The organism is Litorimonas haliclonae, from assembly GCF_965138505.1.
In the GTDB taxonomy this organism is placed as follows: Bacteria; Pseudomonadota; Alphaproteobacteria; order Caulobacterales; family Maricaulaceae; genus Litorimonas; species Litorimonas haliclonae.
Genome location: NZ_CBCSCO010000001.1, coordinates 412049 through 428964, shown reverse-complemented (window position 1 = coordinate 428964; position 16916 = coordinate 412049). Strand labels below are relative to the sequence as shown.

At 49.0% G+C, this 16916-nt stretch carries 13 protein-coding genes; 10 read left to right on the top strand and 3 right to left on the bottom strand.

What is annotated here, in order from left to right; translation table 11 throughout:
- The first annotated feature begins 49 nt into the window (after positions 1–49).
- Genes ACNA05_RS01840 through mmsB form a run of 4 tightly spaced genes read left to right on the top strand, consistent with a single transcriptional unit; the run spans position 50 to position 4665 of the window.
- A complete protein-coding gene (locus ACNA05_RS01840) occupies positions 50–1546 on the top strand; it encodes a CoA-acylating methylmalonate-semialdehyde dehydrogenase (protein ID WP_415809670.1) in 1497 nt (498 codons plus the stop codon).
- Between the two features lie 9 nt (positions 1547–1555).
- A complete protein-coding gene (locus ACNA05_RS01835; RefSeq protein ID WP_415809669.1) occupies positions 1556–2695 on the top strand; it encodes an acyl-CoA dehydrogenase family protein in 1140 nt (379 codons plus the stop codon).
- A gap of 3 nt (positions 2696–2698) precedes the next feature.
- A complete protein-coding gene (locus tag ACNA05_RS01830) occupies positions 2699–3745 on the top strand; it encodes an enoyl-CoA hydratase/isomerase family protein (protein WP_415809668.1) in 1047 nt (348 codons plus the stop codon).
- 29 nt (positions 3746–3774) lie between these two features.
- Complete coding sequence (gene mmsB / locus ACNA05_RS01825; RefSeq protein ID WP_415809667.1) at positions 3775–4665, top strand: 3-hydroxyisobutyrate dehydrogenase; 891 nt, start codon at positions 3775–3777, stop codon at positions 4663–4665.
- Between the two features lie 7 nt (positions 4666–4672).
- Here the strand turns inward: mmsB and ACNA05_RS01820 are convergent, their stop codons facing one another.
- Entirely contained in the window at positions 4673–5803 is a 1131-nt protein-coding gene (locus tag ACNA05_RS01820) for a CaiB/BaiF CoA transferase family protein (RefSeq protein ID WP_415809666.1), read from the bottom strand.
- A gap of 208 nt (positions 5804–6011) precedes the next feature.
- On the opposite strand from ACNA05_RS01820, the gene ACNA05_RS01815 reads away from it, so the two are divergent.
- A complete protein-coding gene (locus ACNA05_RS01815) occupies positions 6012–8270 on the top strand; it encodes a TonB-dependent receptor (RefSeq protein ID WP_415809665.1) in 2259 nt (752 codons plus the stop codon).
- Here ACNA05_RS01815 and ACNA05_RS01810 read toward each other — a convergent pair.
- Positions 8267–8935, bottom strand: coding sequence for a TetR/AcrR family transcriptional regulator (locus ACNA05_RS01810; RefSeq protein WP_415809664.1), 669 nt, complete (start codon positions 8933–8935; stop codon positions 8267–8269). The genes ACNA05_RS01815 and ACNA05_RS01810 overlap by 4 nt on opposite strands.
- A 79-nt stretch (positions 8936–9014) precedes the next feature.
- Here ACNA05_RS01810 and ACNA05_RS01805 point away from each other — a divergent pair, with 79 nt between their 5' ends.
- The 4 genes from ACNA05_RS01805 to ACNA05_RS01790 are packed head-to-tail and all read left to right on the top strand — an operon-like array spanning position 9015 to position 13624.
- A complete protein-coding gene (locus ACNA05_RS01805; RefSeq protein WP_415809663.1) occupies positions 9015–10574 on the top strand; it encodes a class I adenylate-forming enzyme family protein in 1560 nt (519 codons plus the stop codon).
- Entirely contained in the window at positions 10567–11433 is an 867-nt protein-coding gene (locus ACNA05_RS01800) for an alpha/beta fold hydrolase (protein WP_415809662.1), read from the top strand. Before ACNA05_RS01805 ends, ACNA05_RS01800 begins: the two co-directional genes overlap by 8 nt.
- Entirely contained in the window at positions 11430–12350 is a 921-nt protein-coding gene (locus ACNA05_RS01795) for an alpha/beta fold hydrolase (RefSeq protein ID WP_415809661.1), read from the top strand. Before ACNA05_RS01800 ends, ACNA05_RS01795 begins: the two co-directional genes overlap by 4 nt.
- Before the next feature lie 2 nt (positions 12351–12352).
- Complete coding sequence (locus ACNA05_RS01790) at positions 12353–13624, top strand: spinster family MFS transporter (RefSeq protein ID WP_415809660.1); 1272 nt, start codon at positions 12353–12355, stop codon at positions 13622–13624.
- Positions 13625–13970: 346 nt separating this feature from the next.
- Here ACNA05_RS01790 and ACNA05_RS01785 read toward each other — a convergent pair whose 3' ends face one another.
- On the bottom strand, positions 13971–15422 hold the full coding sequence (locus ACNA05_RS01785; RefSeq protein WP_415809659.1) for a flavin-containing monooxygenase: 1452 nt from the start codon (positions 15420–15422) through the stop codon (positions 13971–13973).
- Positions 15423–15914: 492 nt separating this feature from the next.
- Here ACNA05_RS01785 and dgcN point away from each other — a divergent pair, with 492 nt between their 5' ends.
- Positions 15915–16916: an N-acetyltransferase DgcN gene (dgcN, locus tag ACNA05_RS01780; protein ID WP_415810103.1), complete on the top strand. Its 1002-nt coding sequence runs from the start codon at positions 15915–15917 to the stop codon at positions 16914–16916.

Here is a 16916-nt window from a genome sequence, read left to right as displayed (position 1 = left end):
AAAAGAAATGCAATCTATAATTTGAATAAGAACTTTAAGGAGACATTTGATGAAAACTATTGGCCATTTTATCGACGGAAAACGCGTTGCAGGCAAAAGCGACCGGACTAAAGATATTTTCAACCCAAATACGGGAGAGGTTCAGGCCAAGGTTTCTATGGCAACACCGAGCGAGTTGGACGCGGCGGTAAAGACAGCGGCTGAGGCTCAAGTGAAGTGGGCGGCGACGAACCCGCAGAAACGGTCCCGCATTTTGTTCAAATTCAAAGAGCTTGTCGAAGCGGAAATGGACGAACTTGCGTCGACGCTTTCATCTGAACACGGGAAAGTTATCGCCGATAGCCGCGGCGACGTCATTCGCGGTGTGGATGTTATCGAATTTGCTTGCGGCGTTCCGCATGGCCAAAAGGGCGAGCATACTTATGGCGCCGGACCGGAAATTGACGTTTACTCCATGCGTAAGCCGCTCGGCGTTGTGGCCGGCATTACCCCGTTCAACTTCCCTGCGATGATACCGATGTGGATGTTCGGCATGGCCATATCTACTGGGAATGCCTTTATTCTCAAGCCGTCAGAAAAGGACCCGTCTGTCCCTATGCGTTTGGCAGAGTTGTTCATCGAAGCTGGCGGCCCTGTCGGTCTTCTGCAATGCATCAATGGCGACAAGGAAATCGTCGACGCCATTTGTGACAATGAAACGATCCAAGCCGTTAGTTTCGTCGGCTCATCCGATATTGCGCAATATGTTTATGCCCGCGCCACAGCGAATGGCAAGCGTGCCCAATGTATGGGCGGTGCGAAAAATCACGGCATTCTGATGCCGGATGCCAATATGGAGCAAGCCGTTAAGGATATTCTCGGCGCGGCTTATGGCTCTGCTGGCGAGCGCTGCATGGCTTTGCCGGTTGTGGTTCCCGTCGGAGAAGGCACGGCGGAGAAATTCCTAGAGCATATGCTCCCCGCCATTGAAGCGATGAAAGTGGGCGTTTCGGAAGACGCCGAAGCGAATTACGGCCCAGTCGTAACCGCTGCCCACCGCGACAGTATCGAAGCGGATATCACGAAAGCTGTAGAAGAGGGCGCAAAACTCGTCGTTGATGGGCGTGACTTTAAATTGCAAGGGTACGAAGACGGGTTTTTCATCGGGCCAACATTACTCGATAATGTTACGCCTGACATGGAAACTTATAAAGACGAGATTTTTGGTCCTGTTCTCCAAATCGTTCGCGCCGATACTTTTGAAGAGGCGCTGAAACTTCCGTCGGAGCATCAATATGGAAATGGCGTTGCAATCTTTACGCAAAACGGCCGCGCCGCTCGTGAATTTGCGGATCGCGTAGAAGTGGGCATGGTCGGTATCAATGTGCCGATCCCCGTCCCTGTCGCGTATCACAGCTTTGGCGGTTGGAAACGTTCTGCCTTTGGCGATGCGAACCAATATGGTATGGAAGGCCTACGTTTTTACACCAAGGTGAAGACAGTGACGCAGCGCTGGCCTGAACCTGAGGTCAATGACGATAACGCGTTTGTCATTCCGACATTCTAGAGGTTCCTAATGGACTTTCAACTTACCGAAGAACAAACACTTATTCAGGACATGGCGCGTCAGTTTTCCGACACGGAACTCGCGCCGCATTCATCTAAATGGGATGAAGAAAAATTTCTGGATCGGGACGTCTTTAAAAAGGCAGCCGAGCTCGGCTTTTGTGGTATTTACACAAGTGAGGAGCATGGCGGAACGGCTTTGACGCGCCTCGACTCCGCGATTGTGTTTGAACAGCTTGCCAGAGGCGACGTTTCTCATACGGCCATGATGACGATTCACAATATGGCGACATGGATGATTGACCGTTATGGCAGCGACGAACTACGCGCCAAATATGTTCCTAAACTTACCGCAGGCGAACTGATTGCCAGTTATTGTTTGACCGAGCCCGGCGCAGGATCCGATGCGGCTTCGCTCAAAACCAAAGCCGTAAAAGACGGCGATGAATACGTTCTCAATGGCACCAAAACTTTTATTTCGGGTGCAGGGTGGTCAGATATCTATGTCGTTATGGCCCGGACGTCGGATGACGGAGCGCGAGGCGTGTCTACATTTGTTGTAGAAAAAGGCATGGACGGTCTTTCCTTCGGCGCGAATGAAAAGAAGATGGGCTGGAATGCTCAACCGACCGCAGAGGTTATAATGGAAGATTGCCGCATCCCCGCCGAGAACCGGGTTGGCGGCGAAGGCGAAGGCTTCAAATTTGCGATGAGCGGTCTTGACGGCGGTCGTATCAATATTGGTTGTTGCTCGCTTGGCGGCGCGCAAAAGGCGATGGACGCTACCGTTGATTACACGAAAGAGCGCAAGCAGTTCGGCAAGAGCATTTCTGACTTTCAGAATACGCAATTTATGCTCGCCGACATGGCAACGAAACTCGAAGCCTCCCGCGTAATGATTTACCGCGCGGCGGATATGCTTGATAAAAACCTTCCAAATGCGGGCTCTGCCTGCGCCATGGCGAAACGCTTTGCGACGGATAATTGTAGCGAGATTGCCAATGACGCTCTGCAGCTTCACGGCGGCTATGGCTATCTGAAAGATTACCCAATTGAGCAGATTGTGCGCGACCTCCGCGTCCATCAAATCCTTGAAGGGACAAATCAGGTTATGCGTATGATCGTGTCCCGTTCACTCTTGAGACAATAAATTATGACTGAACAAATTATTTCCAATGTTCGAGGAAATCTCGGACATATCACTTTGAACCGTCCAAAAGCGCTTAACGCCCTAACTCATGAAATGTGCGCGGAGCTGACTCGGCTTTTATTGGAATGGGAAAAGGACGACAAAATTGGCGCCGTGCTGATTGACGGTGCAGGCGATCGCGGCTTTTGCGCTGGCGGAGATGTTATTCTGCTTCACGATAGTGGCAAAGCGGGAGATGATCGGGCCGAGCAGTTTTGGAGAGAAGAATATGCTTTGAATGAGCTTATTCAACGCTACTCAAAGCCTTATATTACCTTGATTGACGGTGTTGTTATGGGCGGCGGCGTAGGCCTCTCCGTACATGGTCAGCACCGCATTGCCGGAGATAATACGCTCTTTGCGATGCCGGAAACGGGCATTGGCTACTTTCCGGATGTTGGCGGTACTTATTTTCTGCCGCGTTTGGGTTTGGATATCGGGCAATGGCTTGGCCTGACTGGCGCGCGTTTGAAAACCGCTGAAGCGTTGGAAATTGGCGTGGCGAATGGATACATACCGTCAGATAAACATGAATGGTTTATAAAAGCGCTCGGCGAAGCCGATCTTGATGGTTCGGACAATGCCGTTATAGCCGTGCTAGATAAGTTTCACGAAAAAGGTCCTATGGATGCAGACCTTCCGGCCGCTCTAACCGCCTTTAACGAAAAAGATGTCCCAAGCATTTTAAACGCTCTCGACGGAATGAGCGGGGAATGGGCTGAGAAACAGGCCGCAAATTTGCGTAAGAAAAGTCCCCTCGCGCTGAGTGTAACCTTCGAAGCGATTAAACGCGGCCTGGATTTAAGCTTTAAAGAGGCCATGACGCAGGAACTCGACCTGTCCCTAAACTTCCTTAAAACCCAAGATTTTTACGAAGGCATTCGGGCGCAGCTCATTGATAAAGACCGCAATCCAAAATGGTCTCATGAAAGCGCGGAGGCCGTGACTGACGAGCAGGTGGATAGGCTTTTTAAAACCACTGCTAATCCGCCCCTAAAATTTTTGAACTAGACTCTTAGACTCCTCCAAAAGGAAACGACATGACAACAATCGCATTTATCGGCCTTGGCAATATGGGCATTGGCATGGCCACCAATCTGGCCAAAGCAGATTATGACGTCCGTGCATTTGACCTATCTGATGATGCTGTTTCCAATGCTGTTAAGGCGGGATGCAAAGCTGCAAAAGACATTAGAAGTGCTGTGTCAGAAGCAGATGTCGTGGTCACTATGCTTCCGGCCGGGAAACATGTTCGCACCGTCTATACGAGTGAAGACGGTGTCTTTGCTAATGCAAAAGAAGGGGCGCTCTTCATTGATTCCTCGACTATAGACGTTCCCACGGCACGCGACGTGATAGCGAAAGCCGAAGCAAATGGCTTTTCCATGATGGACGCGCCTGTGTCCGGCGGCGTTGGCGGCGCCGCTGCTGGCTCTCTTACATTCATGTGCGGCGGTGAAAAGTCGGCTTATGATCAAGCCAAACCAATCCTGGATCACATGGGCAAAAATGTTTTCCACGCCGGGGAGGCCGGGAACGGTCAGGTCGCCAAAGTCTGTAATAATATGCTGCTCGGTATTCATATGATCGGCACTTGCGAGGCCTTTAACTTGGCTGAGAAACTTGGTCTTGATGCGCAGACCTTCTACGATATTAGCTCTACAGCCTCCGGCCAAAACTGGTCTATGACAAGTTATTGTCCGGCTCCGGGGCCCGTTCCAAGCGCGCCTTCTAACAAAGACTACGCCCCAGGGTTTGCAGCTGGAATGATGCTAAAAGATTTGCGTTTGGCGCAAGAAGCGGCCAGCACGGCCCGAGTTTCAACGCCGTTAGGAGCTCAGTCGGAAGCTTTATATGCGTTGATGGAAGCGGCCGGAAAAGATGATCTCGACTTTTCCGGTGTGATGAAATTGATCAAAGGATCGCTTTGAGGGCGGTTTACGTCCGAGGCGTAATTTTCTCGTCTGTTAAGCTTTTTATTTTTTCTTTTGAATACCCAAGCTCGGAAAACAGGGCGTGCATGTCCTGATTAGGCATGGGCACGTCTGGAGGAATATGTGGTTCTAGCGCGCCAAAAACAGGTGCGCTCCGAGGGTGAGTAAATGGACCCGACGAATTCAATCCACCACGCGCTGCCATTTGGGGATGCTCTGCGGCTTCGGCGTAGGACAGCACAGGCGTGACGCAAGCGTCTGACCCATCAAAAATTTCTGCCCAGTCGTCGCGCGTTTTGGACGCAAATATTGCTTCCAGCTTTGTTTGCTGTTCTGCATGCCGAGCCGTCTCATTTTGTCGCCCAAACTCTTGCGGATCAATTTTCAATAGCGACAGCATTTGAGCAAAGAATTGCGGCTCGATACACCCGACGGCCATGAATTGATCATCTGACGTTTTATAGCAACGATAATATGGCATGGCGCCGTCAAGTAGGTTTTTCTCCCGCCGGGGCGTCCACCGCCCAAGTCCTGATAGCGTATAAAATAACGTCATGAGAGAAGAGGCGCCGTCAATCATTGCGGCATCCACTATCTCGCCTCTACCTGTTTTCTCGGCTTGCAGCAGACCTGCGAGCATGCCGGCGACGAGAAAAAGGCTTCCACCCCCGTAATCACCGATCAGGTTGAGCGGGACAGGAGGCACTTCACCCTCTTTGCCCATTGCATAAAGCGCTCCAGATAAACCAATGTAATTTATGTCGTGACCGGCCTTTGCCGCCCACGGCCCGTTTTGTCCCCAACCCGTCATCCGGCCATAGACAAGTTTTGGGTTTACGGAGTGGCAGTCTTCTGGCGCAACTCCTAAGCGCTCAGTCACTCCGGGCCGCAATCCTTCGAATAGCCCATCGGCTGTTTTGACGAGGTCCAAGAGAACCGCTACGCCCTCCGACTTTTGCAGATCCAGTGTGATCATGCGTTTGCCGCGATGAGCGATGTCAGGAAAATTGATCCCACCCGGGCGGCAAACCAAAATAACTTCTGCGCCCATATCGGCTAGAACCATCCCAGCATAAGGGCAGGGACCGATTCCGGCGAGTTCTATTAGCCTGTAGCCTGAGAGAGGAGCGGACATAAGTTTTCCTGTTTATTCGTTGGAAGTTTTGCATATGGAATTTCGTATATACACAAAGATATTTATTTAGGGCGTAGTCGAAAACTTATAAACCTAAGTCAAAAATCTTATTGAATAACTATTCTTGACAAATATCCATTCCCTGTTATTCAACAAGCGTTGAAATTGAACGCTTGTTGAAATTAGCGTCGCTCCATGGGGAATAATTATGAAAACCAGTCTCGCGCTGAAACTCTCGTCATCCGTTTTTGTCTTAGCGGCTATGACAATTACCGATCCGGCCTTCGCCCAAAACAATGATGAAATCGTTGTCACCGCACAGCGCCGCGAACAAAGTATTCAGGACGTACCTATCTCCGTCACGGCTGTGTCAGGAGATTTCCTCGAAGATATCGGCGCCGTCGACATCACTGACATCCAAAAATTAACGCCAAACACGACTATTGAAGCGGCCAGGGGATCTAACTCAACCTTGATCGCCTTTATTCGCGGCGTGGGCCAACAAGATCCGCTTTGGGGTTTCGAGCCTGGTGTCGGTATCTATGTCGACGATGTCTATATCGCCCGTCCGCAAGGCGCGGTTTTGGACATCTTTGATGTTGAGCGCATCGAAGTGTTGCGCGGACCACAAGGGACGCTTTACGGGCGAAACACCATTGGCGGAGCCATAAAATACGTTACGAAAAGCCTTAACATGCAAGAGCCAGAGCTAAACGCTCGCGTGAACGTCGGAAACTATAACCAATTTGACCAAATCATTTCCGGCTCGGTTCCCGTATCCGACACTTTCGCTATTGGCGGCGCCGTCGCAAATTATCGCCGGGACGGGTTCGGCCAAAACTTAAACACCGGGGCGGATCATTATAACAAAGACATCTTCGCGGCTCGAGCCAGCGCGGAGTGGAACCCAACAGATTCTGTCAATATTCGACTTGCAGGTGATTATACGAAAGACGAGTCCAACGCCAAACATGGTCACCGTCTGTTACCAAGCGGTGACGGAACGATTCCGGTCACAGAAAGCGAATATGACACGCGCGCCGGCCTAGGCGACAGAAATGAAGTCGAAACCAAAGGCGTGTCATTAACTGCGTCCTGGGAGGCAAACGAGAATTTTACGTTTAAATCTATTACGGCTTACCGTGAAGGCGTGACTGTTACGCCGATTGACTTTGACGCTCTACCGCAACAGGATTTCGACGTTCCTGCCAACTATGCTGACGACCAATTCAGCCAAGAGTTTCAGGTTCTGTATTCTAATGACAGACTTTCCGGTGTCGCAGGTCTATATTATTTAGACGGATCAGCAGATGGTGATTTTGACCTTGTCTTAAGCTCGTTGGGCCTAACGATTTACCAAGCGGGCGACCAACAGAAGGAAAATATCTCTGCCTATGCTGACTTCACCTATGACGTGACAGATGCGCTCAGCGTCTCATTGGGTGGACGTTATACCGAAGACAAAACAGTCGCAGATGTCACTCGGGACCTATATCTAGGTCTCGGTTCTCCGGCCTTTGATCCCGATAACACTGGAGTCTTTCTCGCAACACAGACTGGCTATGAAGGCCTGGAGCGAAAGGATACGGACTTCTCGCCTCGTATAGCTGTGAATTACGACATCACCGAAAACACGAATATATACGGCTCCTATTCCCAAGGCATCAAAGCGGGCGGATTTGATCCTAGAGCAAGGGCGGATTTGGACCCAACAGGACTATCACGTGAAGGATTCGGATCAGAAACCGTTGATAGTTATGAAGTCGGTCTGAAAGGATCTTTAGTGCAGAATCGCCTTACTTACTCTCTCGCCGGATTTATTGCGGACTATAAAGATCAACAAATTACCGTCCAGCAAGGCGTCGATGCCGATAATGACGGGACAAATGATACCTTTATTTCCTCCGTTTTTAATGCGGGTAAGTCCAAATATAAAGGGATTGAGTTCGAGGGGAGTCTCGCCCTGTCAGATAATTTCTCCCTGACAGCAGTGGCGGGGTATATCGACGCTGAAATTGAAGAAATCATTTCGGCAGGCGTCGATATTTCTGATGGTTTTGTGACGCAAAATACGCCAGAATTCACAAGCCGGTTTGGCTTCAACTATAATTACGATCTTGACCAAATGGGATCGCTTTTATTCACCGGGTCAGCGTCTTACCGAGACGAATACTTCTTGTTTAACGTTCCCAACCCTGGATTTGCGGCGGGAACAAATCCCGTCTTCCCCGACGGCGGACCGGCTCTCGATCCGGATGCCTACACGGTCTTTGACCTCGGCGTGAACTGGACGAGCGAGAGTGGCCGTTGGGACTTCGGCATTCATGGCCGAAACCTCACAGACGAGCGCGCCCGCGTTGCGGCCTATAACTTTGTAACGCCTAGCCAGTTAGGAGCGGACTCAGCTTACTCCGTGTTCTATCGCGCCCCGCGCACGGTCACGGCGTCTATCGGTTTTAAGTACTAAGGGGACTTCTGTGCGCATATAGCTTTGATACCAGCGGTAACAAAAGAGCTCATATGCGCATAGCCCAACTCAGTGTCGGAAGAGGAAGTCGAACCGTCTGACAAGACGTCCAGTCGTCCTGTGTCCGCAAATGTCAATGTGAGCGCGCCGGATAGATAATGATAGGACCAGTAAATCGCTTTTTCATCGGCCTCCGGCAAAGCCAGTCGGAGAGCATCGATAAAACGCCTCACCAGCGGGTTGAAGAACTGGGTCATAAACTCTCCGCCATATTCATGGGAGTTATTCACATACGCAATCAACGCCAGATAATGCTGCCATCCTTCATCCGCCGAATTGTGGATCTCGCCCAACGGCCCAAGATAGGCGTCGATAATGGCGTCGACCGTGGGAGGTTGATCTCCGGCGGCGGCCAGACATTCATCCAGCGCGGTATGACGGGCATTATTCAAAACATCGGCGCGGCGTTCCAAGACAGCGTTGAACAGATCACGTTTCGGTCCAAAGTGATAATTGGCCAAAGCGACATCAACTCCGGCCAGCTTCGTGATTTGGCGCAAGGTCACAGCATCATACCCAAATTGCGCGAACAAGGCCTCAGCCGCATTCAGTATACGGGTTTTGCGCGAGAGCTTCTGCTTGGTTGTTTTGGCAGAGTTCGCCAATTGATATCTCCCGTCCGTCAAAAAATTAATTTGATTATGCTGCCCTCTTTCATGCGGGTCAAACTTTACGAGTCATATTGTGCCTAAAATAATTCATTCAACTGATCCATTGTTGCCAGACATCTTTGCTCTGCACGGAAAATGGCGGGCGGAGAAACCCGCTGTCATAGCAGAGACAGAAACTTTGTCTTGGAAAGGCTTCAATGAACGAACCTATCAAGTCGCAAATGGATTGATAGAGATGGGTCTAAGAAAAGGTGACAGGGTCGTCGTCTTGATGTCCAACGGCCTACCGATGATGGAAGCTTTATTTGGGATTATGGCAGGGGGCTTTGTGTCTGCGCCTTTAAACGTCTCGGTGTCAGACGAAGCCATACTCAATATGGTGCTCGATAGTGGAGCGAAGGCGATTATTGTTTCGGAGGAGTACGCCGATCGTATTGTGGGCTTGGAAACAGAACTGCCGAAAGAGACGTTTGGAAACTGCGTTTGCGCGGGTACAGATAGTTACGGCTGGCCTTTATTCGAGGGCTGGCGGAATGAACAAAGTAAATCTCGCCCTGAAGTTAATCTAAAACCAGATGACTATCTAAATATAATTTACTCTTCAGGTACGACGGGGCAACCCAAAGGGATTGTGCACACTCATAAAGGCCGTCGCGATTGGGCTTACGATATGGCCTTAACCTTGAGGTATAATAGCTCGGCGCGTTTTCTTGTCACGATCGGGCTTTATTCAAATATTACCTGGGTTGGTCTGCTTTCCACAATGCTCTCTGGCGGAACTGTTCTATTAAACGGAAAGTTTGAGGCTGCCGACCTGTGGAGCAGGATTGAACAGGATAAAATCACGCACCTTTCGATGGTTCCGACATTGTATGAGCGTATGATGGATTTTGACCATAAAGCGTATGACGCAAGCTCTATCCAAGGCATGATGAGCGCAGGCTCGCCTTTGCGTGAGCCTGTTAAAGCGGCGTTATTTGATCGGTTTGAATGCGGAATAATTGAGCTCTACGGCCTAACAGAGGGCGTCATTACGACTTTGGATCCAGAGGATGCATCGGGCCGCCTTTCTTCGGTAGGGCTTCCGCTCTTGGGAACCGATCTGAAAATTCTCGATGAAGAGGATAAAGAATGCAAAACCGGGCAAGCTGGTGAAATTGTTTCCTGCGGCCGTATCGTCATGCCGGAATATTTCAATAAAAATGAAGCTACAAAAGAAGCCCTTTGGGTGGATAGCCAAGGCGTTCATTGGCTTCGCACCGGGGATATAGGATATTTGGATGAAAACGGTTACCTCTACATTGTAGACCGAAAAAAAGACATGATTCTATCCGGCGGACAAAATGTTTATCCGCAGGATATAGAAGCCGTTATGGCTTGCCATGAGGATGTAAAAGATGTCGCTGTAGTCGGCGTAAAAAGCCAGAAGTGGGGCGAAACTCCGCTCGCCGTTATTGCCGCCAAGAATGGGTCAATTGATAAAGAGGCGCTGCGCAGTTGGACGAATGCTAAAGTGGGTAAGCAACAACGAATAGTCGATATTGATATAGTGGATGAAATTCCTCGAAATCCGAATGGAAAAATCCTCAAACGCGAACTCCGTAAAAAATATGAAGGCCGTCTCTTTGACTAAAACCTATCAAGACATATTCTACAAAAGTTCTGATGGCCTGACGCTTTATGCGCGTGATTACGATGACGGGACAGGTAAGCCCGTTATTCTAGGCTTACATGGCCTGACGCGAAATTCTGCTGACTTTCATGATTTAGCTTTGCATTTACAGGATCGATTCCGTGTAGTCACAGTGGATCAACGAGGTCGCGGGCGTTCTGGCTATGATCCTGATGCCAGTCAATATCGCCTAGAGATATATTGTGCTGATATGTTCACACTTCTTGATCACTTAGGTATAAAAAAAGTGATCCCAATCGGCACGTCTATGGGCGGTCTGATGACGATGATAATGGCGTCGCAAAACCCGGATGTATTTAGGGCTGCCGTTATAAATGACATTGGCCCGGAAATCGCTCCTGAAGGACTTGAACGCATAAAAGGATATGTCGGCGCGAGCCGTGATTTTGCGTCGTGGGAAGAGGCGGCTGACGCTATTAAGACCCAGCAAAGCACGGAAGTATTCCCCCTTTACACCTCTCAAGATTGGATGGATTTCGCCAGAAGGGTTTGTAGGCAATCGCCTGACGGGCGCATAGAATTCGCCTATGATCCGGCCTTGGCGAATCCATTTAAAGAGGACGAGAGTGTTTCTGCGCCTGTGGATATGTGGCCACTCTTTGCCAATCTAAGCTCCGTTCCAGTTTTAACTTTCAGAGGCGCGCGTTCGGATATTTTATCGGATAAAACGCTAGAAAAAATGAGCCGGTCTCATCCTGATTTCAGGGGTGTTATTATTCCCAATATTGGTCATGCCCCCATCCTAACCGAGCCGGAAAGTCTCGCCGAGATCGATGCGTTTTTGGAGCCATTTAAATGAAATTTTTTGCTGCAATATTCGTCTCTGCCCTCGTTCTAGGGATAAGTTCCTGTAATGAAAATATAGCTAAGAGTTCGGTTGCGACGGAAAGCCCGTACTTTAACAATGCAGATCATATCATAAACGTTGAGGGTCTGGATGTCCGCTACCGAGATGAAGGGCCTCAAGAGGCCGAAACCTTGATAATGGTGCATGGTTTTACGTCTTCTTTAGAAAGCTGGGATGACCTAGCTAAAAATTTGGCCAATGACTATCGCGTCATCAGGCTCGACCTTCCCGGGCACGGATTAACGGGGCCAGACTCTCAAAAACGCTATTCCAATGAAGAGACAGTGGCTTTCTTGGGGGATTTTATTAACGCGCTTGACGTTGAGGCTCCAGTTTTGATTGGTAACTCGCTAGGCGGGTTGGTTTCTTGGCGTGTGGCAGCTCAGTCGCCGGAGAAGGTATCTAAATTAGTGTTAGTTTCGCCGGGCGGTTATTCAATAAACGGCGTGACAGATGAGCCTGTTGACGTGCCGATGATGCTCAAATTTTATTTAACGAAGGCGCCAGAGGCGGGCGTTAGACAAGCGACCTCTAGTCTTTACGCTAATCCTGAAACCCTTTCCGAAGAGCGGGTGACGACTATACAATACATGATGCAGCGCCCAGGCAATGGCGACGCTTTTGTTGAACGGCTTTCTGTCTTTACCTTGCCTGACCCGACTATAGACTTAGAAAAAGTGAAATCCCCGACCTTAGTTGTCTGGGGTCAGCAAGACAAAATGATTCCTGTGTCCCAAGCGGATTGGTTTTCAGACGCTCTCCCGAATTCAACTCTTAAAATTTATGAAAATGCGGGCCACGTCCCTCAGGAAGAAACACCAGAACAACTTGCCGAAGACATTCGTCTGTTTCTGGAAAGCGCGGAATAATCATGAAAACGCAAACAACAAATCGCTGGTATATCCTTTTTATTCTGACTCTGGTTTATTCGTTGAACCACGTCGATCGTCAGATTATGGTCATATTATCCGAGCCTATAAAACAAGAATTTGATCTTAGCGATACGCAGATCGGCCTTCTAACAGGTATCGTTTTTGCTGGTTTTTACGCCATACTCGGTATACCCTTTGCGGCCTGGGCCGACCGCGGCAATCGACGAAATATCGTGGCCCTCTCGCTCTCAATCTGGTCAGGAATGACGGCCTTAAGCGGCTTTGCAGGAAGCTTTTGGCAATTAGCAATTGCGCGTATGGGGGTGGGTATTGGCGAAGCAGGGGGCACTCCGCCTGCGACGGCCATGATTGCGGATGTCTTCCCGCCTAAACGCCGCGCCCTTGCTTTGGGAATCTACACAACGGGTATCAGCCTTGGAATTTTGATTGGATTTGTTCTGGGCGGCGCTGTCGCCGCCAAATATGGTTGGCGTATGGCTTTCCTTGTTGCGGGTGTGCCGGGGCTTTTTTTAGCTCTTATTCTTATGTTGACAGTATCAGAACCAAGACGTGGACAATCAGAAGGCCGACAACAAGACAAGGACACACCAAGTGTTAAGGAAACAATCGCATTTTTCTTAACTCAAAGAGCTATGATAAGCTTGCTTCTTGGCGGAGTATTTGTCTGTGTTTCAGCAAATGCTTTTTTGGTTGGAATTCCACTTTACCTAATTCGCGTTCACGAAGTGCCTCTTGGCGAGTTAGGAATTGCGCTGGGCCTCCTCATGGGCGGCCTGGGCGGAGCCGGAGCCATTGTTGTTGGGGCAATATGTGATAGATTATCGCAAAAAGACCTTCGTTGGCGCCCGTGGACAATCCTGATTACAGGCCTTCTTGCCTTTCCGTTTATCGTCTGGTTTTTATATGCCCCGGATAAGCAAACGGCGTATTGGGTCTATTGTGTGCCTGGTCTGTTCGGACTGCTTTATGCCTCAATTTCCTATACAGCCATGCAAGAGCTTGTTCCCGTTCAAATGCGGGCAATGGCGTCTGCGGTAATGCTTTTGTCACTAACTTTATTGGGTATCGGCTTGGGCCCGGTTCTCTTGGGAATGATCTCGGATTATTTTGCAGAAGAGCTGGGGACGCGTTCAATCCAGCGAGCCCTGACAGTTATCTTGATATTCAACGTTTTGAGCATTGTGTTCTATCTGGATGCGGCGCGACACTACCGTCAAGGAGTCGCAAATGCCCTCAGGTTTGAAAGATAAACGGCCGGCTTAAATCTTATAGGTGCTGCGCTTTTCGGTAGTGAAGATACCGGGAAAAATTAGTGAATACGCGCTTAAAGTAAACGCGTAAAACAAGTCAATTTGTTTTTCGTACTGATTTATTCCAGGTCAGTGGCAACGTGACCATAACAATGAACCGTTTTGGTTTGATTTTGCAAATGCTGATTTGCCATCGCTATTGATAGATGCAGGTTTTGAACATGAAAATGTCAAAGCCGACTATCTTCATGCAATTTCGGGATCAATGCCTTGGTATGTCGTTAGTGCTCATCACTAAAAAACTTTAATTGGCGGGCGTATGTGCGCGGTTATTAGACGCTGATCGTTATTCAAGTTCCATTACGTTGTCCTCTATTGGGTCTTCGAGCATGAGTTTGATGTCTGTTTTATAGTCTTGAAGATTGAGCCAAGGGTGCCTGTCGCCCTGACTCGGGAGTTTATCCATCACCCGCTGCAAATACCCGGCTTGAAATTCAATCCAAGGGTTTTGAGGCATATTTTTAGGAGCGACGGGGACTGCCCGCGTATATCCGTTTTCCTTCATGTGAGAGACAAGCCGTACGGCGTATTGAGAAATGAGATCTGCGCGTAAGGTCCAAGAAGCATTTGTATAGCCAAAAACTGAGATCATATTCGGAACTCCGGAATACATCATCGCCTTATAGCCAAATTTTTCTGATATAGAGATAGGTTTATCGTCAATTTTAATATCAGCACCGCCATTGAAAATAACGTCTAGGCCTGTGGCCGTGATAATGACATCGGCTTCTAAATTTTTGCCCGACTTCAACTTTATGCCGCTCTCAGTGAACTGGTCAATATGGTCCGTGACAACATTCGCCTTGCCGTCCCGAATCACAGTAAAAAAATCCCCATCCGGAATTATGCAGACGCGTTGATCCCAAGGGTCGTAATCAGGATTGAAATGCTTATCGACGGGGTAGTCAGGCCCCAAAGCGGCTATTGTTTTCTTACGAAACCATGCCCTGGCTTTCTGTGGATTTTTTCGAGCCCTGCTATACATTTTGCGGGCTATCCAGATATTTTTAGCGCGGTTAATTTTGTATGCGGTCTTCTCTGGCAGTAGCGCTCGAAAGAAGTTTCCAATCTTATCCTTGGCGGGAATAGATGCAATGTAGCTAGGGGAGCGTTGCAGCATGGTTACGTGATGGGCTGTTTTTGCCATTTCCGGGATTAGCGTTACGGCTGTTGCGCCAGACCCAATCACGATCACTTTCTTTCCTGAATACTCAAAGTTTTCGGGCCAGTGTTGTGGGTGAATGATTTCGCCCTTAAAATTTTCTCGGCCTTCAAAATGGGGTGTATATCCCTTTTCATATTTGTAATAACCGGCGGCGGACAGAACAATACGGGCACGCAATTTACGAGGCTCACCAGATTTTGCGTCGGTAATGGTTAGCGTCCAGACGTCCGTATCACTTGAAAAATTCATTTCGGTGACTTTGGAATCGAATTGAATAATTTGCGTGACGTCATATTCATTTGCGACAGTTTCAATATATTCGCGAATACTTTTTCCGTCCGCCAAGGTTTTGTCACCAACCCAAGGGCGGAAGTCATATCCGAGGGTGAGCATATCGGAATCTGAACGAATGCCTGGATATCGAAATAAATCCCAAGTGCCGCCTATGGCCTCGCGAGATTCGATGATAGCGATTTTATCGTCAGGAAATTCTGTTCGATAACGACAGGCCGCGCCTATGCCGGAAAGTCCGGCGCCGATAATGACCATGTCATAAAGGTCTCCCTTACTCATTTGAAGTCTCAATACCGTTTAGAGTGAAACCTTGATTTGTGATTAAGTTTAAGGAACATGTGTTTCTCGTTAACTCCAACGCATTGTCTCCTGACGTACGAGCTGTTTGCTCCTCTTCTACATATCAATTAAACCTAGAAGTGAAAGAGATTGTTCTGAATTGAAGGGCTTCAAAAATTTGCTAGGCCCTACGGTGTTTCCTGTTTGGATAAGGGGACCTGATGATGTGTGGCGCCGCTCTATGGCGGTATAGCAACCGAAATAAAGGCGGGATTGTCCGGGCCAATAAAGCAAAGCTCATTTCTGTTCTGGCTGTACAGAAAAGTTACCGTTTGGACATCAGAGTTTGACGTTTGTTTTAGGCGTTACCCTAGAACATTTTACGGCCTTTCAAAAACTCATATATAACCATAAGCTATAGCGCTTAGTAAGATTAGTCCTTTCGGGGGTTAAAAGCTTCAAACATTATGGGAGCGAACTTTTGGTGAGTGTATCATGATCGAAACCCCTTATCTTTTATATCTTGGCAGTAGCCGCGATCCTTTAGCTGTAAAAACAGCCCGGGGCATTATGATTTGGCGGCCAGACAGTGTTGTTGGCGAGGTAGTGTCAGCGGAAAGTGAAATGACTGTCGGGGCAGATCGGATGACGATCGAAGAAGGCGCCAAGCGGGGGGCTAAAACCCTCATTATCGGATATGCAAATTCCGGAGGGTACATAGAGGAGTCGAATTTAGAGGATATAGTGAAAGCCTTGGAATTAGGCCTGAACGTTGCCTCAGGTTTGCATCACGACTTACAAGAAAATGCCCTTATCAAAGAGGCAGCAGAGCGCCAGAATTGCAAACTCCATAATGTCAGACGTAGTGACAAGGCGTTCAAGGTCGGTACAGGCACGAAGAGGCCCGGCAACAGGCTTTTGACCGTCGGCACGGATTGTTCTGTTGGCAAAATGTTTACCTCCCTTGCGATTCAAAAAGAAATGGAGGCGCGAGGGGAAAACGCTGATTTTCGCGCCACTGGACAGACTGGCATTTTTATTGCCGGAGAGGGTGTGCCAGTGGATGCTGTGATATCTGATTTCATATCTGGAAGTGTCGAATCTCTATCCCCGGCGCGAGAAGACGGGGGCTGGGATATTATTGAAGGGCAGGGGTCACTTTTTCACCCTGCCTATGCTGGGGTCTCTTTGGGATTGTTACACGGGGCTCAACCGGATCATTTGATCTTGTGCCATGAAGCGAACCGAGCGCATATGCGTCACCTTCCGGGCCGCAGCGTTCCGGAATTAGAGGATTGCATTAAAGCTAATCTCTGGGCGGCAAAAGTCGTCAATCCCGAGGCCCATTTTTCTGGTATTGCTTTGAATAGCCGGAACCTGGATAAGGCAGAAGCAGATCGCTTATGCGCCCAGTTAGAGCGAGAATTTAAATTGCCGTGTCAGGACCCCATGCGGCACGGAGTTGAAAGAATTGTAGACCATGTTCTTATTTAA